The 23,807-nt window shown below is 71.2% G+C and carries 22 protein-coding genes and 1 pseudogene; 16 read left to right on the top strand and 7 right to left on the bottom strand.

The genetic code is table 11. The features are described 5' to 3' along the window. Positions 1–7 precede the first annotated feature (7 nt). The 11 genes from LHJ74_RS12345 to LHJ74_RS12295 are packed head-to-tail and all read left to right on the top strand — an operon-like array spanning position 8 to position 11,790. On the top strand, positions 8–1,279 hold the full coding sequence (locus LHJ74_RS12345; RefSeq protein WP_260218227.1) for a glycosyltransferase: 1,272 nt from the start codon (positions 8–10) through the stop codon (positions 1,277–1,279). Next, positions 1,280–2,524 (top strand): class I SAM-dependent methyltransferase, encoded by a 1,245-nt coding sequence (locus LHJ74_RS12340; protein ID WP_260218007.1) that lies wholly within the window; start codon positions 1,280–1,282, stop codon positions 2,522–2,524. After that, complete coding sequence (locus tag LHJ74_RS12335) at positions 2,521–3,348, top strand: glycosyltransferase family protein (protein WP_260218006.1); 828 nt, start codon at positions 2,521–2,523, stop codon at positions 3,346–3,348. The genes LHJ74_RS12340 and LHJ74_RS12335 overlap by 4 nt, the downstream gene beginning before the upstream one ends. Continuing rightward, entirely contained in the window at positions 3,345–3,992 is a 648-nt protein-coding gene (locus LHJ74_RS12330; RefSeq protein WP_260218005.1) for a PIG-L deacetylase family protein, read from the top strand. The genes LHJ74_RS12335 and LHJ74_RS12330 overlap by 4 nt, the downstream gene beginning before the upstream one ends. A gap of 3 nt (positions 3,993–3,995) precedes the next feature. After that, positions 3,996–5,069: an NAD-dependent epimerase/dehydratase family protein gene (locus tag LHJ74_RS12325; protein ID WP_260218004.1), complete on the top strand. Its 1,074-nt coding sequence runs from the start codon at positions 3,996–3,998 to the stop codon at positions 5,067–5,069. Beyond that, positions 5,057–6,340 (top strand): DUF4910 domain-containing protein, encoded by a 1,284-nt coding sequence (locus LHJ74_RS12320; RefSeq protein WP_260218003.1) that lies wholly within the window; start codon positions 5,057–5,059, stop codon positions 6,338–6,340. Before LHJ74_RS12325 ends, LHJ74_RS12320 begins: the two co-directional genes overlap by 13 nt. A gap of 5 nt (positions 6,341–6,345) precedes the next feature. Continuing rightward, positions 6,346–7,659: an MATE family efflux transporter gene (locus LHJ74_RS12315; protein WP_375546730.1), complete on the top strand. Its 1,314-nt coding sequence runs from the start codon at positions 6,346–6,348 to the stop codon at positions 7,657–7,659. A gap of 25 nt (positions 7,660–7,684) precedes the next feature. Then, a complete protein-coding gene (locus LHJ74_RS12310) occupies positions 7,685–8,641 on the top strand; it encodes a glycosyltransferase family 2 protein (RefSeq protein WP_260218001.1) in 957 nt (318 codons plus the stop codon). Beyond that, positions 8,638–9,870 (top strand): polysaccharide pyruvyl transferase family protein, encoded by a 1,233-nt coding sequence (locus LHJ74_RS12305; RefSeq protein ID WP_260218000.1) that lies wholly within the window; start codon positions 8,638–8,640, stop codon positions 9,868–9,870. The genes LHJ74_RS12310 and LHJ74_RS12305 overlap by 4 nt, the downstream gene beginning before the upstream one ends. Then, positions 9,867–10,418 carry a dTDP-4-dehydrorhamnose 3,5-epimerase family protein gene (locus LHJ74_RS12300; protein ID WP_260217999.1) on the top strand — a complete coding sequence of 184 codons (552 nt, stop codon included), beginning with the start codon at positions 9,867–9,869 and terminating at the stop codon, positions 10,416–10,418. Before LHJ74_RS12305 ends, LHJ74_RS12300 begins: the two co-directional genes overlap by 4 nt. Positions 10,419–10,425: 7 nt before the next feature. Next, positions 10,426–11,790, top strand: coding sequence for a glutamate-1-semialdehyde 2,1-aminomutase (locus LHJ74_RS12295; RefSeq protein ID WP_260217998.1), 1,365 nt, complete (start codon positions 10,426–10,428; stop codon positions 11,788–11,790). Positions 11,791–11,797: 7 nt separating this feature from the next. Here LHJ74_RS12295 and LHJ74_RS12290 read toward each other — a convergent pair whose 3' ends face one another. From LHJ74_RS12290 to LHJ74_RS12275, 4 genes and pseudogenes are all read right to left on the bottom strand, one after another. Further along, positions 11,798–12,454: a phosphatase PAP2 family protein gene (locus LHJ74_RS12290; RefSeq protein WP_260217997.1), complete on the bottom strand. Its 657-nt coding sequence runs from the start codon at positions 12,452–12,454 to the stop codon at positions 11,798–11,800. A 201-nt stretch (positions 12,455–12,655) separates the two neighbouring features. Continuing rightward, a complete protein-coding gene (locus tag LHJ74_RS12285) occupies positions 12,656–13,153 on the bottom strand; it encodes a YfbM family protein (RefSeq protein WP_260217996.1) in 498 nt (165 codons plus the stop codon). 217 nt (positions 13,154–13,370) lie between these two features. Next, a pseudogene (locus tag LHJ74_RS12280) lies at positions 13,371–13,736 on the bottom strand (WD40 repeat domain-containing protein); the annotation flags it as partial. An 814-nt stretch (positions 13,737–14,550) separates the two neighbouring features. Next, complete coding sequence (locus tag LHJ74_RS12275; protein ID WP_260217995.1) at positions 14,551–15,198, bottom strand: TetR/AcrR family transcriptional regulator; 648 nt, start codon at positions 15,196–15,198, stop codon at positions 14,551–14,553. 149 nt (positions 15,199–15,347) lie between these two features. On the opposite strand from LHJ74_RS12275, the gene LHJ74_RS12270 reads away from it, so the two are divergent. Together LHJ74_RS12270 and LHJ74_RS12265 are read left to right on the top strand one after the other, a co-directional pair. Beyond that, the gene (locus LHJ74_RS12270) at positions 15,348–16,106 is read left to right on the top strand and encodes an SDR family NAD(P)-dependent oxidoreductase (RefSeq protein WP_260217994.1); all 759 of its coding nucleotides are present in this window, start codon (positions 15,348–15,350) and stop codon (positions 16,104–16,106) included. 59 nt (positions 16,107–16,165) lie between these two features. Then, on the top strand, positions 16,166–16,873 hold the full coding sequence (locus LHJ74_RS12265; protein ID WP_260217993.1) for a hypothetical protein: 708 nt from the start codon (positions 16,166–16,168) through the stop codon (positions 16,871–16,873). Between the two features lie 510 nt (positions 16,874–17,383). Here LHJ74_RS12265 and LHJ74_RS12260 read toward each other — a convergent pair. Both LHJ74_RS12260 and LHJ74_RS12255 read right to left on the bottom strand, forming a co-directional pair. Then, positions 17,384–18,733 carry a class I SAM-dependent RNA methyltransferase gene (locus tag LHJ74_RS12260; RefSeq protein WP_260217992.1) on the bottom strand — a complete coding sequence of 450 codons (1,350 nt, stop codon included), beginning with the start codon at positions 18,731–18,733 and terminating at the stop codon, positions 17,384–17,386. A 98-nt stretch (positions 18,734–18,831) separates the two neighbouring features. Further along, entirely contained in the window at positions 18,832–20,874 is a 2,043-nt protein-coding gene (locus LHJ74_RS12255; RefSeq protein WP_260217991.1) for an APC family permease, read from the bottom strand. A gap of 69 nt (positions 20,875–20,943) precedes the next feature. Between LHJ74_RS12255 and LHJ74_RS12250 the strand changes: the two genes are divergently transcribed. The 3 genes from LHJ74_RS12250 (at position 20,944) to LHJ74_RS12240 (ending at position 22,904) form a co-directional block, all read left to right on the top strand. Next, positions 20,944–21,615: a potassium channel family protein gene (locus tag LHJ74_RS12250; protein ID WP_260217990.1), complete on the top strand. Its 672-nt coding sequence runs from the start codon at positions 20,944–20,946 to the stop codon at positions 21,613–21,615. After that, the gene (locus tag LHJ74_RS12245) at positions 21,612–22,280 is read left to right on the top strand and encodes a potassium channel family protein (RefSeq protein ID WP_260217989.1); all 669 of its coding nucleotides are present in this window, start codon (positions 21,612–21,614) and stop codon (positions 22,278–22,280) included. The genes LHJ74_RS12250 and LHJ74_RS12245 overlap by 4 nt, the downstream gene beginning before the upstream one ends. Positions 22,281–22,460: 180 nt before the next feature. Further along, positions 22,461–22,904: a nuclear transport factor 2 family protein gene (locus LHJ74_RS12240; RefSeq protein WP_260217988.1), complete on the top strand. Its 444-nt coding sequence runs from the start codon at positions 22,461–22,463 to the stop codon at positions 22,902–22,904. A gap of 63 nt (positions 22,905–22,967) precedes the next feature. Here the strand turns inward: LHJ74_RS12240 and LHJ74_RS12235 are convergent, their stop codons facing one another. Continuing rightward, positions 22,968–23,804 carry a DUF3159 domain-containing protein gene (locus LHJ74_RS12235; RefSeq protein ID WP_260217987.1) on the bottom strand — a complete coding sequence of 279 codons (837 nt, stop codon included), beginning with the start codon at positions 23,802–23,804 and terminating at the stop codon, positions 22,968–22,970. Between the last annotated feature and the right edge of the window lie 3 nt (positions 23,805–23,807).

Genomic DNA, 23,807 nt, shown 5'->3' with positions numbered 1-23,807 from the left:
CTTGAGCATGCATGTTCTCGTGGTGCACAACCGCTACTCCTCGGGGCAGCCGAGCGGGGAGAACAAGGTCGTCGACCAGGAGGTGGGGCTGCTGCGCGCGGCCGGCCACCGGGCCGATGTGTTCGAGCGGCGCAGCGACGACATCGCCGCCCGGTCCCTGCTGGGCAAGGCCGCGGTGCCGCTGCTGGTGCCGTGGAACCCGGCGGTCCGCGCGGAGCTCGCCGCCCGGCTTCGCGCCGAGCGGCCGGACGTGGTGCACGTCCACAACGTCTTCCCGCTCCTGTCGCCCGCGGTGCTGGCCGCCTGCGCCGACGCCGGCGTGCCCGCCGTCGCCACGCTGCACAACTACACCCAGGTCTGCCCACCCGGCACGCTGCAACGGAACGGCCGGCCGTGCTCCGAGTGCGTCGGGTCGGCGCCGCTGCCCGCCGTCCGGCACGGCTGCTACCGGAGCTCCCGGCTGGCGACGGTGCCGCTCGCGGTCAGCCTGTCGGTCAACCGGCGGCGGTGGTGGTCCGGCGTGGAGCGGTTCTTCTGCATCTCCGCCGCGCAGCGCGACGTCCTGGTGCGGGCCGGCATGCCACCCGAGCGGCTGGCGGTGAAGCACAACTTCGTGCCCGACCCGGGCGCCCGCCGATCGGACGCCGGCGAGCAGCTGCTCTACCTCGGCCGACTCGCGGAGGCCAAGGGCGTGCGGCTGCTCATGGCCGCGTGGGACGAGATCGCCGCGGACGGCGGTGTGGGCGTGCCGCTCGTGGTCGCCGGCGCGGGGCCGCTGGAGCGAGAGGTGGCCGCCTGGGCAGCGGGCCGGGACGACGTGCGCTACGTCGGCCTGTACGACCCGGCGGAGTGCCGGCAGGCCATCGCGCGATCGGTGGCCGTGGTGGCTCCCTCGACGTGGCTGGAGGCGTTCGGCCTGGTGGTCGTGGAGGCGATGGCGGCCGGGGTCCCGGCCGTCGCAGCCGGTCACGGCGCCTTCGTCGAACTCCTCGAGGACGGGGTGACCGGGCTGCTGCACGAGCCGGGCGAGCCCGCCTCGCTCGCGTCCTGCCTGCGCCGGATCACAGCCGGGCCGGCCCGCAACCGGGAGATGGGCCAGGCGGCCCGGCGCCGTTACGAGCAGGCATTCAGTCCGGCCGTCGGGCTGGAGCGCCTGGTGGATGGATACCGCACCGCGATCGCGGGTCGGTCCGGCGGCGGGGGCAGCCCGCCGCCGGCAAGGGACAAAGGCACTGGCTCGCGGCGGGGGCACCCGCGCGAGCAGGGATGGGGGCAGTAGATGACACGATGCCGACTCTGCGGCTCGGCGGCGATGGCAAGCGTCGTCGATCTCGGAGCGACCCCGCCGTGCGAGAGTTTCCTCGCCGCGGACCAACTGGACCAACCGGAGCCGGCGTACCCGCTGCACCTGCGGGTCTGCACCGACTGCTGGCTCGCGCAGATCCCTGGGCTGATCACCCCGGAGGAGACGTTCACGCAGTACGCGTACTTCTCCTCCTACTCGGCCTCCTGGGTGGAGCACGCGCGCACGTTCGTCGCCGACGCCGCAGCGCGGCTGGGTCTCGACTCCGAGGAGAAGGAAGCCTTCGTCATCGAGGTCGCGAGCAACGACGGATACCTGCTGAGGCACCTGGTGGACCGCGATATCCGCTGCCTCGGCATCGAGCCGTCGGTGAACGTCGGCGCCGCGGCGCGGGACGCGGGTGTGCCTACGCTCACAAAGTTCCTGGACCCGGCCACCGGCTCGGGCGTCCGCGGCGAGCACGGCCCGGCGGACCTGGTCGTGGCCAACAACGTGTACGCGCACATCCCCGACGTGGTCGGGTTCACCCGGGGGCTGCGCGCCCTGGTCGCCGACGACGGCTGGGTCTCCATCGAGGTGCAGCACCTGCTGACCCTGATCGAGAAGAACCAGTACGACACGATCTACCACGAGCACTTCCAGTACTACACGGTCGCGTCGGCGACCCGGGCGCTGGCGAGCGGCGGACTCGCGCTCGTGGACGTCGAGCTGCTGCCCACGCACGGCGGCTCCATCCGGCTGTGGGCCCGGCCGGCCGAGGTGGCCGGCGAGCCGACCCGGCGGGTGGCCGACGTGCTGGACCAGGAGAAGGCCGCCGGGCTGCAGGAGCTGTCCGGTTACAGCGAGTTCTCCGCTCGGGTGGCCAAGGTGCGTCGGGACCTCCTGCGGTTCCTCATCGAGGCGGCCGAGCGCGGCGAGACGGTGGTCGGCTACGGCGCCCCGGGCAAGGGCAACACCCTGCTCAACCACTGCGGAATCCGGCCCGACCTGCTCCCGTACACGGTCGACCGCAACCCCTACAAGCACGGCAGGTTCACCCCGGGCAGCCGCATCCCGATCCTGCCGCCCGAGCAGATCAGCACCGACAGACCGGACTACGTACTCGTCCTCCCGTGGAACCTGCGGGCCGAGCTGGTCGAGCAGCTGTCCTTCGTGCACGCCTGGGGCGGCCGGCTGGTCTTTCCCATCCCGGAACTGAGCATTGTCGAGGTCAAGCCATGAAGGTCGTACTGTTCTGCGGCGGTTACGGGCTGCGTATGCGCGACGGAGCCTCCGACGACATGCCCAAGCCGATGGCGATGGTCGGCCCGCGGCCGCTGATCTGGCACGTCATGCGCTACTACGCGCACTTCGGGCACCGGGAGTTCATCCTGTGCCTCGGATACGGGGCCCACCACATCAAGAACTTCTTCCTCCACTACGAGGAGACGGCCTCCAACGACTTCGTGCTGCGCAACGGGCAGACCGAGCTGCTCTCCACCGACATCGCCTCCTGGACGATCACCTTCGTGCAGACCGGCATCGAGTCACCGATCGGGGAGCGGCTGCGCCGGGTGCGGCACCACCTGGACGGCGACGAGATGTTCCTCGCCAACTACGCCGACGTGCTCACCGACGCCCCGCTGCCGGAGATGATCGACGGGTTCGCCCAGCGCGACGCCGGCGCGTCGATGATGGTGGTGCCGCCGCAGTCCTCGTTCCACTGTGTGGACTTGGGCGATGACGGTCTGGTGGGGGGCATCACCGCGGTGAGCGAACTGCCGCTGTGGGAGAACGGCGGCTACTTCGTGCTCCGCCAGGAGATCTTCGACCACATCCCGGAGAACGGGGACCTGGTCGCCGACGCCTGCGCCCAACTGGCCAAGCGCGGCCGGTTGGTGGCCCACCAGCACTGCGGCTTCTGGAAGCCGACCGACACCGTGAAGGAGCGGGCCGCGCTCGACGCCGCCTACGCCCGGGGCGACCGCCCGTGGGCCGTGTGGGAACGGGACGGTGCGGGGGCGGGCGCGACCGGCAGCAGGGACGGCGCCGGAGCGAGGGCGTGATCCGGCTCGGGGCCGGGCGCCTGGACGAGCTCGTCGCGGTAGGCGCGCACTGCGACGACATCGCCATCGGCGCCGGCGGCACACTGCTGACGATGTGCCTCGCGCGGCCGGGTATCCGCATCGACGCGCTGGTGCTCTCCGGCGGTGGCAGCGAACGGGAGCAGGAGGAGCGGGCCGCGCTCGCCGCCTTCTGCCCGGGCGCCGAACTGCGGCTGACCGTGCTCAAGTCGCCGGACGGCCGGCTGCCCTCGCACTGGGACGAGGCCAAGGACGCGGTCGAGGAGCTGCGCGTGCGGACCGAACCGGATCTCGTGCTGGCCCCGCGTACCGATGACGCGCACCAGGATCACCGCGGCCTGGCCAAGCTGGTGTCCACCGCGTTCCGCGACCACCTCGTGCTCGGCTACGAGATCGTCAAGTGGGACGGCGATCTGGGCCGTTTGGCTGCGTACCAGCCGCTGTCGCCGGAGGTCGCCGAACGGAAGGTGCGGCTGCTGCAGGAGCACTACCCCTCACAACGGCACCGGCCCTGGTACGACCGGGAAGCCTTCCTCGGGCTGGCCCGGATCCGCGGCATCGAAAGCCACGCGCGCTACGCCGAGGCGTTCGCCGTCACCAAACTCACTCTCAACCTGGAGGGATGAACCTTGCGCGTACTGCTGACCGGACACCAGGGCTACCTGGGCACCGTGATGGCCCCGGTACTCGCGGCCGCCGGGCACGAGGTCGTCGGGCTGGACGCCGGCCTGTTCGCCGACTGCGTGCTGGGCCCGCCGCCCGCGGACCCTCCCCCAGTCGGCGCCGGCGCGCCTGTGGGCAGTGCCCCCATGGGGCAGCGGGTGGACCTGCGCGACGTCACGGCCGAACACGTGACCGGGGTGGACGCCGTGATCCACCTGGCTGCGCTGTCCAACGACCCGCTGGGGGCGCTGGCGCCGGACCTCACCTACGACATCAACCACCACGCGTCCGTGCGGCTGGCCCGGCTGGCCCGCGATGCCGGAGTGCGGCGCTTCCTGTACGCGTCGACCTGCTCGGTCTACGGCGCCGCCGGCGGCGGTGACTCGGCGGACTTGGTGACCGAGGACGCCCCGCTGCGCCCGGTGACGCCCTACGCGGAGTCCAAGGTGCGGGTGGAGGACGACCTGCACGCGCTGTCCGACGGCGACTTCAGCCCGGTGTTCATGCGCAACGCCACCGCCTTCGGCTACTCACCCCGGCTGCGCGCCGACATCGTGCTGAACAACCTGGTGGGCCACGCGCTCCTGTCCGGCGAGGTGCTGGTGCTCTCCGACGGCACCCCCTGGCGCCCGCTGGTGCACGCCGCCGACATCGCACGGGCCTTCGCGGCCGCGCTGATCGCGCCGCGGCAGGCGGTGCACGACCGGGCGTTCAACATCGGCAGCGAGATCAACAACGTCACGGTCGCCGAGATCGCCGAGCAGGTCGCCGCGGCGGTCTCCGGCTCGCGGGTGGTGATCACCGGGGAGACCGGTGCCGATCCGCGGTCGTACCGGGTGGACTTCTCCCGGTTCCGCGCCGCGGTGCCCGGCTTCGACTGCGAGTGGACGGTGAAGCAGGGCGCGCTCGAACTCGCCGACGCCTACCGGAAACACGGGTTGACCCGGGAGGACTTCGAGCGACGCTTCACCCGGCTGGCCGTGCTGCGCGCGGCGTCCGACGCAGGAGCCGTCGACGACACCCTGCGGTGGCGCCGGTGACCGCGGCCGGCGAGCAGATGTACGCGCTGGTGGAGCGGCTGTACCCGCTGTGCCGGAGCATCACCGGCGACGGTGTGCGCGCCACCCTGGAGATCGTCGACGAGTACGTTCCGCTGCAGGTGCACGAGGTGCCGACCGGGACGCGGGTGCTCGACTGGACGGTGCCGCAGGAGTGGAACATCCGGGACGCGTACGTCGCCGACACCGCCGGCAACCGGGTCGTCGACTTCGCCGCGTCCAGCCTGCACGTGCTCGGCTACAGCTTGCCGGTGTCGGCGACCATGCCGCTGGCCGAGCTGCGCGGACACCTGCACACCCTGCCGGACCACCCGGCCTGGGTGCCGTACCGCACCAGCTACTACAAGCCGGAATGGGGGTTCTGCCTGGCCCAGGAGACCTTGGACGCGCTGCCGGACGGCGAGTACGAGGTGCACATCGACTCCGCACTCACCGATGGCCACCTCACCTACGCCGAGCACGTGGTGCCCGGGCAGGTCCCCGACGAGGTGATCGTCTCCTGCCACGTCTGCCACCCGTCGCTGGCCAACGACAACCTCGCCGGCATCGCGGTGGCGACGTTCCTGGCCCAGGCGCTGGCGGAGAAGACGCCCTGGTACACCTACCGGTTCCTGTTCGCGCCCGGCACCATCGGGGCGATCACCTGGCTGGCCCGCAACGCGGAGCGGGTGGAACGGGTCAAGCACGGGCTGGTGCTGGCCTGCACCGGCGACCCGGGCCGGCTGACGTACAAGCAGAGCAGGCGCGGCGACGCGGAGATCGACCGGGTGATGCAGCACGTCCTGGTCGCCTCCGCACGCCCGCACCGCGTCGCCGAGTTCACTCCGTACGGCTACGACGAGCGGCAGTTCTGCTCGCCCGGGTTCGATCTCGGCGTGGGCTCGCTCAGCCGAACCCCGTACGCCGGCTACCCCGAATACCACACCTCGGCGGACAACCTGGACTTCGTCTCCCCGGAGGCGATGGCGGACACTCTCGCCGTCTGCCGCGAGGCATTCGCCGTACTGGACCGCAACCGGCGGTACGTCAACCTCAGCCCCTACGGCGAGCCACAGCTGGGCCGGCGTGGTCTGTACGACTCGCTCGGCGGACGCAGCGACGCGAAGCAGGCCCAGATGGCCATGCTCTGGGTGCTCAGCCTCTCCGACGGCGAGCACAGTCTGCTGGACGTCGCCGAGCGGTCCGGGCTGCCGTTCGACACCGTCGCGGTCGCGGCCGGCGCCCTGCACGGCGCCGGGCTGATCAAGGCATGACGCCGATGACCACCGGGAGGGAGAATCCGAGGACAACGGAGCCCCCGGCGGACCGGGCCGGACACGCCCGGCGGGCCGGCACGCGGGCCATCGTCGGCCGGCTGTCCTGGGGACTGGCCGATCAGGCGGCCTCCAGCATTTCCAACTTCGCGGTGGGAATCTACGTGGCACGCTCGCTGGGGCTGGCCGCGTTCGGCGTGTTCAGCCTGGCCTGGGTGACCTACGGCGTAGTGCTCAGCGTCTCCCGCGGGCTGGCCACCGACCCGCTCGTGGTGCGCTTCAGCGGCGTGCCGGAATCGTCCTGGCGCGGGGCGGTGGCCCGGGCCTCGGGTACCGCGCTCGTTGTCGGTGCCGCCATCGGCGCGGCGTGTCTGGTGGCCGGGCTGGGTCTGGGCGGCAGCGTGGGGCCCGCGTTCGCCGGCCTCGGCGTCATGCTGCCGGGGCTGCTGCTGCAGGACGCCTGGCGGTACTCGTTCTTCGCCGCCGGCACCGGTCGGAAGGCGTTCGTCAACGACCTCGTGTGGGGAGCCGCACTCGTCCCGGCCATGGTGGTGGCGGCCCACGTGGGCAGCGTGGCCGCCTTCGTGCTCGCCTGGGGCGGGTCCGCCGCGGTTGCCGCGGGGTACGGCTGCCTACAGTCCGGCATTCGGCCCCAGTTGACCGGAGCGCGCGAGTGGCTTCGCGAGCAGCGCGACCTCGGCTACCGGTACCTGGTCGAGAACACCTGCGTCAGCGGCGCGAGCCAGCTGCGGGCGTACGGGCTCGGTGCGATCGTCGGGGTCAGCGCGGTGGGTGTGGTCCGGGGCTCCGAGCTCCTGCTCGGCCCGTTCCTCGCTGTGCTGATGGGGCTGACGCTGGTCACCGTCGCGGAGGCGGCACGGATGCTGCGGCAGGCCCCGCACCGGCTGGGCTCGTTCTGCCTCCTGCTGGGCGGCGGGCTGGCCGCCGCCGCGCTGCTCTGGGGCGCGGCGCTGCTGCTGGTGCCGGACCCGGCCGGCGAGTTCGTGCTCGGCGGCGTCTGGCACTCCGCCTCGGAGCTCATCGTGCCGGCCACGCTCAGCGTCGCGGGCGCCGGCCTCGGCAGCGGCGCGGCGGCCGGGCTGCGCGCACTCGGCGCGGCCCGGCGCAGCCTGCGCTGCCAACTGTTCGCCTCCGCCTGCTATGTCGGCGGCGGGCTCGGCGGGGCGGCCGTGGCCGGCACGGTCGGCTCGGCCTGGGGCGTCGCCGCCGCGTCCGTCTGCGGCTCGGCCGTGTGGTGGCTGCACCTGCGGTCCGCCCTGCGCGAGCGCCTCCGCAAAGATCCCTCCGACACCCCCTGAACCCCATCCGCGAAGTGAGGACGCCATGGCTGCATTTCGCCGCATTCCCCGGCTGAGTATCGGCCTGCCCGTGTACAACGGCGAGGAGTACCTTGCCGAGGCCCTCGACGCCCTGCTCGGCCAGACCTACGAGGACTTCGAACTGGTCATCTCCGACAACGCCTCGACCGACGGGACCCAGGACGTCTGCCGCCGGTACGCAGCGCGCGACGCGCGCATCCGGTACCTCCGGCTGCCCCGGAACATCGGCGCCGCACCGAACCACAACCACGTGTTCACCGAGTGCCGCGGCGAGCTGTTCAAGTGGGCCTCGCACGACGACCTGTACGCCCGGGACCTGCTGCGGCGCTGCATGGAGGTGCTGGACGAGCGGCCGGACGTGATCCTCGCGCACTCCGGCCAGGCGGTCATCGACGGCGGCGGCCGAGTGAAGGTCCCGTACGAGTACGGGCTCGCCACCGACTCGCCGCACCCGCCGGAGCGCTTCCGCAGTCTGCTGTTCGAGCCCGGCGGCGACGACTTCTACGGGGTGATGCGGGCTGACGTGCTGCGCCGGGTGAAGCCGCACGACAGCTACCACCACGCGGACCGCACCTTCGTCGCCGAGATCGTCCTGCACGGGCCCTTCCACCAGGTGCCGGAGCTGCTGTACTTCCGCCGCGACCACCCCACCCGCGCCGAGCGGGCGAACCCCGGCAAGCGCTCCCGGTGCGTCAACCTGGACCCGCGTCGGGCAGGCCCGCTGCACCCGACGCCCCGGCTGCTCGCCGAGTACGTCTGGGGCTTCGTCGCGGCGATCCGGCGGGCGCCGCTGTCCGCGGCCGACCGGCGCTCCTGCTACCGCCACCTGGCCGCATGGATGGCCGCCCGGGTCCGGCCGGGCGCCGGGGAGCGGGTCGAGGACCGCGCCCCGGTCGACCCGGGCCGGCTCACCGTCTCCGTCGACGCCCTCGTCGCCGGCCGTGAGGGGAGGCAGGCATGACGTCCGCGCACGGGACTCCGGTCCGCGTCGGGGTGTTCGGTCTGCTCGGCTCCGGCAATGTCGGCAACAACGGGTCGCTCGAGGCCGTGCTCGGGTACCTCCGCGCCGAGCACCCGGAGGCGGTCGTGGACGCGCTGTGCGGCGGACCCGAGGTCATCGCGGCCCGGTACCGGATTTCCGCCACGCGGCTGAACTGGTACCGCGGGGAGTACCGGACCGCGTCACGTGCGGGCGCGATCGCGGCCAAGGGTCTGGGCAAACTCGTCGACGCCGTCCGCACCGCCGTCTGGGTGCGCCGGCACGACGTGGTGATCGTGCCGGGCACGGGCGTCCTGGAGGCCACGCTGCCGCTGCGGCCATGGGGCTTCCCGTACTCGCTGTTCCTGCTCTGCGCGACCGGCCGGCTGTTCGGCACCCGCGTCGCGCTGGTCAGTGTGGGCGCCGCCGCGATCGGCCGGCGGCCGACCCGAACCCTGACGCGCTGGTCGGCGCGGCTGGCCGCGTACAGGTCGTACCGGGACGCCCTGTCCCGCGACGCGATGCGGGCGATGGGCGTGGACACCGCGCGCGACCAGATCTACGAGGACCTCGCATTCGCCCTGCCGACACCTCCGGCCGGCGCGCCCTCGAAAACGCCGGACCCGGTCTGCGTCGGCGTCATGGCCTTCCACGGCAGCGACGACGACCGCGCCCGGGCCGAGGAGATCCACCGGCGCTACCTCGACGGGACGACCGGATTCGTCCGCGCGCTGGTCGAGGACGGCAGGCCGGTCCGGCTGCTCACCGGCGACGAGGTCGACCGGCCGGTGGTCGCCGCGATCCTCGACGCGGTGGACTCGCCGCTGGTCACCGCTGCCGAGACGGCCTCGCTGGCCGACCTGATGAAGGAGATGGCGGCAGCCGACACCGTGGTGGCGACCCGGTACCACAACCTGGTCTGCGCGTTGAAGGTCGGCACGCCGACGCTCGCACTCAGCTACTCGGCGAAGAGCGACGCGCTCATGGCCCGGATGGGACTGGGCGCGTACTGCCACCCGGCCCGCGAGGTCGACACCGACCGGCTGCTGGAGCAGTTCCGGGCACTGGAGCGGGGATCGGCGGAGCTGCGGCGGACCCTCTCCGAGCGCAACCTGGTCGCCGCCCGGCGCGTCGAGCACCAGTTCACCGCCTTGACCGCGGCCCTGTTCCCTGCGGCCGACCACACTCACGCCCTGCGGGAGGCTCCATGAAGGCGACCGGAATCCCGGCGATCGTCGGCGCGTACCTGTTCGAACCGACGCCGTACGCCGACGAACGCGGCTTCTTCTGCCGCACGTTCGACGCCGACGTGGTCCGCTCGGTGGGCCTCGACCCGGCCACTTTCCTCCAGGACAGCGTGTCCCGCTCGGCCCGGGGCGTGCTGCGCGGCCTGCACCTGCGCTCCGGCGCCGGCGAGGCCAAGCTGGTGCGGTGCTCGTACGGGAGGGTCTTCGACGTCGTCGTGGACCTGCGGACGGACTCGCCGACATACCGCGCCCGGGCCTTCTTCGAGCTGTCCGGCGAGACGCAGGCGACCCTGTACGTCCCGGCTGGGTGCGCGCACGGCTTCCAGGCGCTGACCGGGACCGCCGACGTCTCGTACCGGATCGACCGCCCGCACGATCCGGCCGAGGACGTGACGATCGCCTTCGACGACCCCGAGCTCGCCATTCCCTGGCCGCTGCCCGTCACATCGATGTCCCAGCGGGACCGGGAGGCGCCGAGCCTCGCCGAGGCCCTGCGGCAGAAAGAGCGGTGAGGCCGGCGTGGACACCGAAGAGTTCCTCCTGCCCCGGTCGCGGCTGGCGAACGAGCGGCTGCACGCCATGATTCCCGGGGGCGCGCACACCTACGCCAAGGGTGACGACCAGTACCCCGACAACCTGGCCCCGGTCATCAGCCACGGCCGCGGTGCCCACGTGTGGGACATCGACGGCAACCGCTACGTCGAGTACGGCTCCGGCCTGCGGTCGGTCAGCCTCGGCCACGCCCATCCACGCGTGATCCAGGCGGTGCGGCGGGAACTCGACCGCGGCAGCAACTTCGTCCGGCCGTCCATCGTGGAGGTCGAGGCCGCGGAACGCTTCCTGGCCACCGTGCCGACCGCGGAGATGGTGAAGTTCGCGAAGAACGGCTCCGACGTCACCACCGCCGCGGTGCGCCTCGCCCGCGCCGTCACCGGGCGCCCGCGGGTGGCCATCTGCGGCGACCATCCGTTCTACTCCACCGACGACTGGTTCATCGGCACCACGCCGATGTCCGCCGGTGTTCCGGCGGCTACCACCGAGCTGACCGTGGCGTTCCCTTACGGGGACCTGGCCGCCACGGAGGAGCTGCTCACCCGGTACCAAGGCGAGGTCGCCTGCCTGATTCTCGAACCCGCCGACCACACCGAACCCTCCCCCAGCTCTCCACTTCGTCCGAGCAGGGAAGACCCCACTCCCGGGTACCTCGCCGGCCTGCGCGAACTGGCCGACCGGCACGGCTGCGTACTGATCTTCGATGAGATGATCACCGGCCTCCGCTGGTCCGAAGCAGGCGCCCAGGGCCTGTACGGCGTCGTCCCCGACCTCTCCACGTTCGGCAAGGCGCTGGGCAACGGGTTCGCCGTCTCCGCGCTGGCCGGGCGCCGCGATCTGATGGAGCGGGGCGGGCTGCGCCACTCCCGCGAGCGGGTGTTCCTGCTGTCCACCACGCACGGTGCGGAAACGCACTCGCTGGCCGCCGCGATGGCCGTGCTCACCACCTACGTCGAGGAGGGCGTCACCGCGCGACTGCACGCCCTCGGCGAGCGGTTGGCCGCCGGTGTCCGCGACGCCGCGGCCAGCATGGGCGTCGGCGACCACCTCGTCGTCCGGGGCCGGGCCAGCAACCTGGTCTTCGCCACCCTCGACGAGAACCGGCAGCCGTCGCAGCAGTACCGCACCCTGTTCCTGCGCCGGCTGCTCGCGGGCGGGGTGCTGGCCCCGTCGTTCGTGGTGAGCAGCGCGCTCGACGACGCCGACATCGACCACACCGTCGACACAGTGGCCCAGGCATGTGCGGTGTACCGCAAGGCGCTGGACGCCGCCGACCCCACCTCCTGGCTGGCCGGGCGACCGGTGAAACCCGTGTTCCGCCGCTTGGCGTGACGTGACGTCAGCGGCGCTCCCGCCAACCGGCGTCAGCCAGCCGGTCGACCAGCCACGCGGTCGCCGGTATCACCGCCAGCGCGGTGCACCAGCCGCCGAGGACGTCCGTCGGATAGTGCGCACCCAGAGCGACCTGCGCCCAGCCCATGGCGGCGCCGGCCACCAGCGCCGCGGCGAGCACGAGCAACGTGCCGGCCGTCCTGCCGAGGCCGAGCCGGCCGGCCGCGAGCAGCGCCACCACGAGGGCGAGCGCGGTGAGGAAGGCGGTGTGCCCGCTCGGGTAGGACAGGTGCACGCCGTGGATGGTACGTCCCGCCAGGGGCTTGATCAGCGTCGTCATCCCCACCGTCATACCGGGACCGACAACGAAGAGCAGCGCCGCACGAGGCCGCCGAAGCAGCAGGCAGCCCGTCACGGCGGCCACGACCAGCGTCGCCGCTCCGGCGGGCTCCCCCAGGAAGTCCGTGGCCAGAGCGACGTGCCGCCACGGCGGCCGCACACCGCCCCCCGCCGGCTGGATCCACGCGTCCACCATGCCGGGCCGGCCGTGGCCGGCGTACAGGACCCCGAGCACGACGACCATCAGCGCGGCCAGGGCCGAGATCAGCCCGAGCCACGCGCGCAGCGACGGGGGCAGCACCGCGGGCGCCGACCGACCGGTCACACGCCCACCGCGTCCGGTCGCCCCGCGGTGGTCTGCCGTGATCGGTAGATGGTGTTCCGGATCTCGGCTTCTTGAGACAGGGTCCACACCCATCCCGGCCGCACCACCCTCCTGACCTCCGCTCCCTCGACATCCCGGGGGCAGAGAAGTTCGGCAACAGGTTCTCAGCTTGTCATTCAACGTCCGGCCGCCGGAGGTGGCTCAGTCGAGCCAGATCAGCATCGCGTGACCGGTGGATGCGGCACCTTGGAAGAACTCTGTCAGGGGAGTGAACAGGTCGCGGGCCCACTCCAGTGAGGTGGGCGAGTCCCGGATTCGGGGGTAGATCTCGGCCTCGGCGAGTTCGGAGGGATCGACGCCCTGAATGAGCTGGTCATACGTCGTCTGGTGCAGGGTGTCAGCGGCCAGCCGTACTCGATCCGGGGTCAGGTACTGCGGCGGTCCGTAGCCCCAGTCGTCGGCGGTGAGGGGTTCTTCACCGTGGACGATGTCGACGGGGAAGGCCAAGCGTCGCAGAAGGAAGCCGAGCAGATCCCATGTCTTGTGCGTGGTGAAGTGCCGCGCCTCGCTGGGTGCCGGCTCGCTCTCCTCCTGCGTGTCCTGTATCTCCTCGGCGAGTTCCAGGGCCCATTCGGGATTCCTGAGCGCCCGGTCCAATTCCGCAGGAGTGACACGCAGGTACTCCCCAAGAATGCTCATGGGCGGCAGCATACGGAGCATGTCTGACACCGTGGCCGGGACCCGTGCCGCAGGTCACTTTGTGCGTCGGGGTTTGGTGCCCTTTCTGTGGGGGGGCTGGTCGGGCGCATGCCTCGCCGGTGGCGAGGACTCTCCCGACCTCCTGGCGGAGTGCTGGTCCCGAGGTCCTGGTCGCCAAGGTCAGCAGCCCACGCCCTTTAACCAGGTCCCACACCCGCACCGTGCCGTCGCCTCCTCCGGAGACCACGCGGCGCCCGTCCGTAGTGACCGCCACAGCACGCACCTCGCCGGTATGGCCGGGTGCCCCGCCGGTGCGCGCACCCCGGCGGCGGGGACGGTCCAGTCCCGCTCGACGAAGTCCTGGTACGCCTGCTCGGCGGAGATGTCTGAGCAGCGGAAGTCGCCGTTCCGGCCGGGCGGCCCGGCCATCGAGGGGAGGAGTCGGCGTGCGTGTGCGCAAGTGGTCCAGGTACACGGAGGAGGAGAAGCGGAGGCTCGGGCGGGGCCTCGAAACGGTTCTCAGGGAAGGGGGTGCTCCGGACGCGAAGGCGTTTCTCGCCGAGGGCGACGGTGGTGTACTCATTGAGGTTCCTGCCTCGCCCTATCAAGGAGACCTGGATCGCTACGGTCGCGCGCCCATCAAGATACGAAACAGCTGGGCCGACGAAGCAGTCCGAGGGATCCGGCTTCTCGCCGAGCGGGTCGGCATTGACCTGACCTGTCACAGCGAGCACAGCAAGTACGGCGCTGGACATGGCCACGGCTTCGCCCCGCTACCTGTTTCCGGGTTCGTGCACATCACGGTCCCGTGGGCGGACGCCGATCACCTTTTAGCCGCCCTTGCGGGTGTGGCGCCGATCGTTCCGGCGGAAGAGCCGCAGCCAGAGCCAGCTGCGGTCGAGGCGCGCGAGCGAAGTCCGCGAATCGGCCGAGGTGATTGCCTGTATGGAGGCGGTCACTTCTGCAGGAATCGCCCTGGCACAGGCCGTGACGGCTCTGCGGGCTGCTGCGCGTGACGTAGGGGTCGAAACGTACGCCGCTTCACGGCACCGCCTGACGGCCGTCCGTGCCGCTGTTTCGCAGAACACCGACCGTCGAATTCCCGGCCCCGATATCTACGATCCCTCGCTTACGGAATACCCAAGGGGCCGAGGGTATGCCGACAGGGCCCGCAACCGCTGGCAGTGCCTGGCCCCCATGCCCGTGCCGCGCCACAGCACCGCCGCGGCGACGGTCGGGGACACCGTCTACATTCCCGGCGGCGGCACGGCCGCCGGCGGGCCCCCGTCGCCGTGAATGACGCCTACAGGCCGCCCCGGCACTGACCGGCAGCCTCCCGCAGCGTTCCGGGGGTCCGGAGGCGGGCGCCGTCCGCACCCGCAGCGGCGCCGGAGCCCTCAGGAGTGCTGCGGGTCGCCGGCGCTGCGGCCGTAGCGGGCGAGCATCGTCGTGACCGCCTCGTCGACGGCGTGGCCGACGTCGGCGGGTGCGGGGCTCCAGTCGGCGAGCAGCATCCGCGGCCACAGGACGTAGTTGGCGATCATGCCGAGGAACTGGTTGGTGGCGCTCTCCGCGTCAGGTACCACCGCAGTGCCCGCAGCGTGCTGGGCCTCCAGGTAGTGCTGGACGGAGATGAAGTAGGGCAGCTTGCCCAGCTCGAACTGAGCCCGTCCCAGTTCCGGGAAGCGCGGCAGTTCGGCGATGACGATGCGGAAGAGAGCCGCCATCGCGGGCCGGCCGATCAGGTCGGCGTACTGGCGGCCGATCGCGCTCAGGCCGGCGCGCAGGTCACCGGGCTGCGTCGCGGGCGCCGCCGGGTCCGGCCCGCCCTTCCAGTACTCGGTGACGATGGCTTCGAAGAGCGCCGCCTTGGTGGGGAACTGCTTGAACAGCGTGGACTTCGAGACGACCGCTTCCTGCGCGATCTTCGCCAGCGAGGTCCCGTCATAGCCCCGTTCCAGGAACAGCTTCGTGGCCGCTGCGGTGATCGCCTCGCGCTTGCGCTGAGCGATTCGTTGATGGTGCGCGGAGAGTCCTGCGGTCATGGGCCCAGTATGACCCATCGCGAGGCGAGTCACTTGACTCGCCTCTGTGCAGATGTTTACGTGGACAGGGAGGCGAGTCGCACGACTCGCATTCGGTCGGCGGGAGCGCTCCCGGCCGGCGTCGTTCCGTTCCCGAAGGAGAAGCGCTCATGGAGTCAGGCAAGATCGCATTGGTGACCGGCGGCAATCGCGGGCTGGGCCGGGCCACGGCCCAGTCGCTGGCCCGGCACGGGCTGTGCGTCATCGTCACCCACCGCGGCGACGCGCAGGAGGCCGACAAGACGGTCAAGAGCATTCAGGACACCGGCGCCACGGCCGCCGCACTGCGGCTAAACATCAGCGACGTGGCCTCCTTTCCCGCCTTCGTCTCCCACCTGGCCGCGCAGCTGGAGCGCTGGGAAGCGACCCGGCTGGACGTCCTGGTCAACAATGCCGGGATCGGGCTGTTCGGACCGCTGGAAGCGGTCACGGTCGACGACTACGACGCGGTGATGGACACCAACGTGCGCGGCACGTTCTTCCTCATCCAGGCGCTTGCGCCCGTGCTGGCCGACGGGGGGCGGATCATCAACGTCTCCTCCTCCCTCAGCCGCCACACCAGTGCCGGCACCTCGGTGTACTCGGCCTCCAAGGCGGCGGTCGAGGTCCTCAGCCGGACATTGGCCGTGGAGCTGGGGGCGCGCAAGATCCGCGTCAACGCCATCGCACCGGGGCCGACCGCCACCGACTTCAACGGCGGCGCCATGCGGGACGACGCGCAGATGCGCGAGGGCCTGAGCGCGCAGACCGCGCTCGGCCGCGTCGGCGAACCGCAGGAGATCGGCGACGCCATCGCCGCGCTCGCCTCCGAGGACCTGCGATGGGTCACCGCCCAGCGCCTCGAAGTGTCCGGCGGCGCCCTGCTGTAGGGACCCCCGCCCACACCGTGTGCCCCGCCCCTCACCTGGCAGAACCGGGAGATGTGTCAGTGGACCGTGCAGAACTGAGCGGGACCGTCGTGTTCCCGGGCTCGCAGGACATGAAGGAAGAGGCGAGACCGATGAGCTTCCGGCTGGAGGGTGGGACCCAGACGACCGGCGATCCGGCAGCGCTCTCGGTGTCGCAGCGGCGGGACGTCGTCGTCGCCGCCCGGCGGCTCGCACGCCGCTTTCCACCGGATCATGCAGTGCGGGCCACCCGTCTGGGCAACGTGCTCGGGGCCCTGTGGGCGGAGGCCGGGCGGACACACGGCTGGCACGCCACGGCGCTATGGCCGTACCTCTATCCGGTCCTGCCCGAGCAGACCCGGACGCTCGTGGACGACGCTCGGGACAGCCTGGACCAAGCGCTCACCACCGCCACGATCAGCGCCCTGACCACCGTGCCAGGCGCCCTGCTGCTCTGTCGGTCCGGCTGGCTCGCCCTGCTGGCCGGGATTCCGCCGCTGGTGGCCTGGCTCGCATACGCGGGCGCCGTACAGGCCGCGCGCATCTACGCGCTACTGGTGCACAGCGCCGTCGAACTCCACCGCTTCGACCTGCTGGCAGCGCTGCGCCTGCCGTTGCCCGAGGATTCCGCCGCGGAGCGCCGCCAGTTCCAGCGTCTGTCCGCGCTCTACGGGCAGGGGCTGTGGCTGGAGACGCCGTACGTGCACGAGTGCCCCGACCCCGGGAACGGTGCGGGGAGGGGTGGATGAGTGTCCGGTCGGGACTCCACCCACGGATTGAACCGCTCCGGGATCGGTGGAGGCTCTATGCGTTGGCTCCAGCCGCCGGTTGGGGCTGGTGCTGAGCGGGGGAAATGCACGAGTACCGCCCCACAGGTCGCAACCGAGGAAGGATTGCCGTGCAAGCCACTTGTCGCCCGACTGCGGGGTGAAGCCCCCAGCCCAGGCGCCCAGTTGCGTATCGAGCCGGGGGTGGGCCGCCGGTCAGCCTGGTCCCCGCCTCGACTGGGGCCAGTCGAGGATCGAGGTACTCAGACCGAGTAACTCGGAACCCGCCACCCGGTCGCTCACTCCTCACGCCTCGACCAGGCCGCTCTCTCGGCCGCTGACCTGTCGCCGAGTACCGCCAGAGCCGGCGTCCGGTGACAGGCTGAACCATGATCAACGAGCGTCAAATGAGCGTCACGAGCGTCATTTCAGCGTCAAGATATCGCCCGTAACGCCCACACCGCACATACTGCACATGGACAAACCTGCAGGTCAGGAGCGCTTTGAGGCGGGCTCCAGGATGGCGACGCACTCCATGTGGTGGGTCATCGGGAAGAGGTCGAAGGCGCGGAGGAAGCGGGAGGTGTAGCCCGCCTCGCGGAAGTAGTCGAGGTCGCGAGCCAGGGCCGCCGGGTCGCAGGCGACGTAGGCGATGCGGCGCGGGGAGAGCCCGGCGAGCAGCTGGACGGTCTTCTTGCCCGCGCCCGCGCGCGGCGGGTCCAGGACGATGAGGTCGGCCTCGGTGATGCCGGTACGCGGCAGCACCGCGTCGACCTTGCCGTGCTCGATGCGGACGCGGGGGAAGTCGTCGAGGTTGTGCCGGGCGTCCTCCACCGCGCGCTTGTGGGACTCGATGCCGAGCACCGCGCCCTCCTCGCCCATCCGTTCGGCCAGTGCGCCCGCGAACAGCCCGACGCCGCAGTAGAGGTCGAGCGCCATCTCGCCCTTGCGCGGGGTGAGTCCGCGCATCACCGCGTCCACCAGCAGCTCGGCGGCCTGCGGGTGCACCTGCCAGAAGCCGCCGTCGCCCACGCGCCAGGTGCGGTCCTCGGCACGCTCGCGTACGTACGGGCGGCCGTGCACACGGTGCACCGCCTTGTCCTTCTCTCCGGTCCGCAGCACCGAGACGGGCTTGTCCAGCTCCACCAGCGGAAGCCTGCCGCCGGGGCGCGGGGTGAGCACCACCTGTCGGTCGTTGGAGCCGGTGGCGGCGATGGCGTCCACGGACGCGATCTGCGGCCAGGCGTGCTTCTCGATGCCCAGTTCGGTCACCTCCGGGCTCGCGATCAGGCACCGGTCGATGGGCTCCACCTCGTGCGAACGGTGCCTGCGCAGCCCCGCCCGGCCTTCCTCGTCGACCGCGTACTGCACCCGGGTACGCCAGGCGGGCACCTCACCGGCGGGCACCTTGTCGCCCGGCGCGGGCTCCACGGTGCCGTCCCAGCGCACGTCTTCGGCGGTCAGTCCGGCCAGCCGCTCCAGCTGCTCGGTCAGCACCTCGGCCTTGAGCCGCCGCTGCGCGCCGGGCTTGGCGTGCTGCCAGTCGCAGCCTCCGCAGCGGCCGGGGCCCGCGTAGGGGCAGGGTGCGGGCACGCGGTCCTTCGAGGCTTCGATGATCTCCACGGCGTCAGCCCGCAGATAGCTGGAGCGGGTGCCGCCCTCGGTGACCCGGGCCCGGATCCGCTCGCCGGGGAGGGTGTGCCGTACGAAGAGGACCTGACCCTCGGCTGTCCGGGCCACGCAGTGTCCGCCGTGGGCGACGGGGCCGACCTCGACCTCGTACTCCTCTCCGACGAGGGAGACGGCGGTGCTTTCGGCGCTGTCCGGCAGAGGCTCGGGCATGAGGGGATGGCTCCAGTACGTACGAGGCGGGGAGAACGAGGAAGAACGAGGGGGTATGAGCGGAATCAGGCGGAAGGAAGGAACCGCAACTGACCAGTCTACTGCTCGTCCCGCTTCCCCTGACCGGGCACCGGCCCCCGCCGGACCGCACCGGGCGCGTGCCAGTCCGCGCGCCGCCTGGCCCGCCGCCTGGCGATCTCGGAGGACTCCAGCTGCCAGGGCACCGAAGTGACCATCACACCGGAGGTGAACAGCAGGCGGCCCTTCAGCCGCAGCGCGCTCTGGTTGTGCAGCAGCTGCTCGTACCAGTGGCCGACGACGTACTCCGGGATGTACACGCTCACCACGTCACGCGGGTGCTCCTTGCGCATCCGCTTCACATAGTCGATGACCGGCCGGGTGACCTCGCGGTAGGGCGATTCAAGGATCTTCAACGGTACGTCGATGCCCCGCCGGTCCCATTCGGCGCGCAGCTCCTTGGTCTCCGAGGGGTCCACGCTGATGGTGACGGCCTCCAGGCTGTCGGAGCGCATCAGCCGTGCGTACGCGAGGGCGCGCAGTGTGGGCTTGTGGATCTTGGACACCAGGACGATGGAGTGGACGCGTGAGGGCCGCACCGGCGGCTCGCCCTCCTCGTCGGTCTCGAGCTCCTCGGCCACCAGGTCGTAGTGCCGGCGAATGGCGGTCATCAGCGCGTAGAAGAGCCCCATGCCCACGAGCGAGACCCACGCGCCGTGCGAGAACTTGGTGATCAGTACCACTATCAGCACGATGCCGGTGAAGAAGGCGCCGAAGGTGTTGATCGCGCGGGAGCGCAGCATGCGGCGGCGCTCCGGGGGGCGGGTCTCCGTCCGCAGCAGGCGGTTCCAGTGCCGGACCATGCCCGTCTGGCTCAGCGTGAAGGAGACGAAGACCCCGACGATGTAGAGCTGGATGAGCCGGGTGGAGTCCGCCTCGTAGACGACGACGAGTATCGCTGCCGCGCCCGCGAGCAGCACGATGCCGTTGGAGAAGGCGAGCCGGTCGCCGCGGGTGTGCAGCTGGCGGGGCAGGTAGCGGTCCTGCGCCAGGATGGAGCCGAGCAGCGGGAAGCCGTTGTAGGAGGTGTTGGCGGCCAGGAAGAGCACGAGCGCGGTGGCGGCGGCGAGGAAGACGAAAGGCAGTGAGCCGTCACCGAAGACGGCCGCGCCGACCTGCGAGATGACCGGATCCTGTGCGTAATCGGAGCCCGCGGGCTCGCCGTTGACCAGGATCTCGGTGCTGGGCCGCTCCGCCATCTTCACGTCGCTCGCCAGTGCCAGAGCGATGATCCCGCCGAACATGGTGACCGCGATGACGCCCATCAGCGCCAGCGTGGTGGCCGCGTTCTTTGACTTCGGCTTACGGAAGGCGGGCACCCCGTTGCTGATCGCCTCGACGCCGGTGAGCGCGGCGCAGCCGGAGGAGAAGGCGCGCAGCAGCAGGAAGGCGAGCGCGAATCCGGCGAGGCCCTCGGTGTGTTCGGTATGGATCTCGTAGTCGGCGGTCGGCGCCTTCAGGTCGTCGTCGAGCAGCACGGTGCGTATGACTCCCCAGAGGATCAGGGCGAGCACACCGACGACGAAGCAGTAGGTGGGGACCGCGAAGAGTTTGCCCGACTCCCGCACGCCGCGCAGGTTCATCACCGTCAGGAGCAGGATGACAGCGACGGCGACGGTCGTCTTGTTCTCGACGACGAAGGGGACTGCCGAGCCCAGATTCTCGACGCCGGAGGAGATGGAGACGGCGACGGTGAGCACGTAGTCGACGAGCAGCGCGCTGGCGACGGTGAGCCCGGCCCGGCGCCCGAGGTTGGTGGTGGCGACCTCGTAGTCGCCGCCGCCCGACGGGTAGGCTCGCACGTTCTGCCGGTAGGAGGCGACCACGGTGAACATCAGTACGATGATCGCTGTCGCGATCCAGGGGCTGAAGTGATAGGCGGAAGCCCCGGCGATCGACAGGACGATCAGGACTTCGCCCGGCGCGTACGCCACCGAGGACAGCGGGTCGGAGGCGAACACGGGGAGCGCGACGCGCTTGGGCAACAGCGTCTCACCGAGCTTTTCACTGCGGCGGGCGCGCCCGATGAGGATTCGTTTCGGCACGTCGGTCAACTTGGACACGGGGAGGATCGTATGCGGTCAACCGTGCGATGCTGATACGGCCCGCTGGATGCGATGAGAGGGACGGGCGTGCACATTGTGATCATGGGCTGCGGGCGGGTTGGCTCCGAGCTCGCGCAGGCTCTCGAACAGCAGGGCCACACCGTCGCGGTCGTCGACCGCGACCCTACGGCGTTCCGGCGGCTGGGCGCCGGTTTCGGCGGTCGCCGGGTCACCGGGATCGGCTTCGACCAGGACACCCTGCGCGAGGCCGGTGTCGAGGAGGCCGGGGCGTTCGCCGCCGTGAGCAGCGGCGACAACTCCAACATCATTGCGGCCCGGGTCGCCCGTGAGACCTTCGGCGTCGAGAACGTCGCCGCGCGCATCTACGACCCCCGCCGCGCGGAGGTCTACCAGCGGCTGGGCATCCCCACCGTCGCCACCGTGCGCTGGACCGCCGACCAGATGCTGCGCAGGCTGCTGCCGAACGGCGCGGAGCCCCTGTGGCGGGACCCGAGCGGCCGGGTGCAGCTCGCCGAGGTGCACGCGTCGCCTTCCTGGGTCGGACACCGGGTCAGCACGCTCCAGGAGGAGGCCGGTGTGCGGATCGCCTTCCTCACCCGATTGGGTGAGGCGATGCTGCCGACTTCGCAGACGGTGCTGCAGGAGGGCGATCTTGTGCATGTGATGATGCGCTGCGACCGGGTCGCCGACGTCGAGGCGGCCTTCGCCAAGGGGCCCGAGGAGGCGCAGCAGCGATGAGGGTTGCTATTGCGGGGGCCGGGGCGGTGGGCCGCTCGATCGCGGGCGAGCTGCTGGAGAACGGCCACGAGGTGCTGCTCATCGACAAGGCGCCGACGGCGATCTCGGTCGAGCGGGTTCCGCAGGCGGAGTGGCTGCTGGCGGACGCCTGCGAGATCACCTCACTGGACGAGGCGGCCCTGGAGCGGTGCCATGTGGTGATCGCGGCCACCGGCGACGACAAGGTGAACCTGGTCGTCTCCCTGCTGGCGAAGACCGAGTACGGAGTGCCGCGGGTCGTCGCGCGGGTCAACAACCCCAAGAACGAATGGCTGTTCAACGAGTCGTGGGGCGTGGACGTTGCCGTTTCCACTCCCCGGCTGATGTCCGCGCTGGTCGAGGAGGCGGTGAGCGTCGGCGATCTGGTGCGGCTGATGCGCTTCTCGCAGGGTGACGCCAACCTCGTCGAGTTGACGCTGCCGCCCGAGGCGGCGCTGGCGGGCACCCGGGTGGGCGAGGTCACCTGGCCGCAGGACACAGCGCTGGTGACGATCATCCGGGGCAAACACGTGATGGCGCCGAACGCGGAGGACGCGCTGGAGCCGGGCGACGAGCTGCTGTTCGTCGCCGCGCCGGACCGCGAGGAGCAGCTGGAGAACCTGCTGTCGGTGCGCGACACCGCGTAGCGGTCTCCCCTCGCGTTACGGCGCGGGGCGCAGGCTTGGAGGTCACCCGACAGCCCCTCGCCCCTGCAACCGGCCACCTCCGCGGCTCTTACCCCTGGGGTAATCGTCAGGGCGCGTCGAGGCTGGTCAGATGGACGTACCACGCTCCGATCGGGGCGTTCCGGACGGGAAGGACCAGCCATGCCCACAGAGACACTCACGACCACCCGCGGCGTCGTCGAAGAACTGCTCCGCAGGATCGGCGAAGGCGATCCGCAGCGGATCGCCGAGCTGTACGCTTCGGGCGCCGACTGGAAGCTGAACTGGCCGGAGACGGAGCACGGCCGGACCGAGACCCCGTGGATCCGCCACCGGAGCAGCCGGGCCGACGCGGCGGCCCACTACCGGGAGATCAGCGAGCACCACATACCGGAGCAGGTGGCGACGGAGGTCGAACGAGTGCTCGTCGACGGCGCCGACGCGGTCGTGCTCGGTGAGATCCGTCAGACCGCACGGTCCACGGGACGCGCCTACCGCTCGCGGTTCGCCCTGCACCTCACCGTCGAAGGCGGCCTGATCTCCCGGCACCATGTCTACGAGGACAGCCTCGCCGTCGCCCAGGCGTTCGCACCGGAAGCCGGGTGACGACCTGATCCGCTGGCTACCGCGCACCCGGTCGTAACTCCTCTCCCGCGCTATCTCCGCAGGTCAGCGGCGGTGGCGTGGTCCGGTGCCCTCCGGCTCGGCCGGCGCGCCGTCGACCGCTGCACCGTCGACCGCTGCACCGTCGGCCGCCCTGGCCGCCTTCGCCGCCTCCTCGGCTGCCTTCTCGGCCGCCTCCTCCGCCTCCATCTCAGCGATCACGTTGATCGGCGGCGGAGCCTTGGCGAGGAAGATCCAGGTCAGATAGACGGCCAGCAGCAGCGGCGGAATCTTCAGCGCGACCGTGACCCAGCCGAACTTCGTCGGATCGGCCCACCAGTAGAGCGGGAAGAGGATCGCGGACTTGCCGAGGAAGATGAAGCCCCACGCGTAGCTGGCCTTCACGTAGGCCCGCTTGCGGCCCGGGTTGCGGGTGCGCCAGGAGAGGTTCTCCTTGAAGGCCGGGCCGAGGATCAGGCCGAGCAGCGGTACGCCCGCCGCCGCGGTGATCAGATAGGCGAGCGCGAGCCCGAGCCCGTAGAGCATGCCCGGCAGGTAGAAGTCCTTGGCGTTGCCGGTCATCATCGCGAAGACGACGCCCACGCCGACGCCGAAGACCCCGCCGAAGGCGTGCTTGAGGGTGTCCTTGCGCAGCAGCCGGGCGAGCCCGAGCAGACCGGAGAGGACCAGCGCGGCGATGGCGGAGGTCTTCAGATCCTTGTCGATGGTGAACATCAGGATGAAGACGAGGCCGGGCACCGTCGTCTCCACCAGACCGCGCAAACCCCCGAACGCCTCCAGGAGGGCCGCTTGCGATGCCGCGCGGCCGGCTGGGCTGTCGCCGCCCGCCTCGTCCGTCGGCGCGTCCTGACCGGCACGGGCCGGCTTGTCGAGGGAGGTCACCCG

This window comes from Streptomyces gossypii (genome assembly GCF_025165795.1).
Lineage (GTDB): Bacteria > Actinomycetota > Actinomycetes > Streptomycetales > Streptomycetaceae > Streptomyces > Streptomyces gossypii.
The sequence above is the reverse complement of the archived record's forward strand: the minus strand, read 5'-3'. Positions and strand labels throughout refer to the sequence as shown.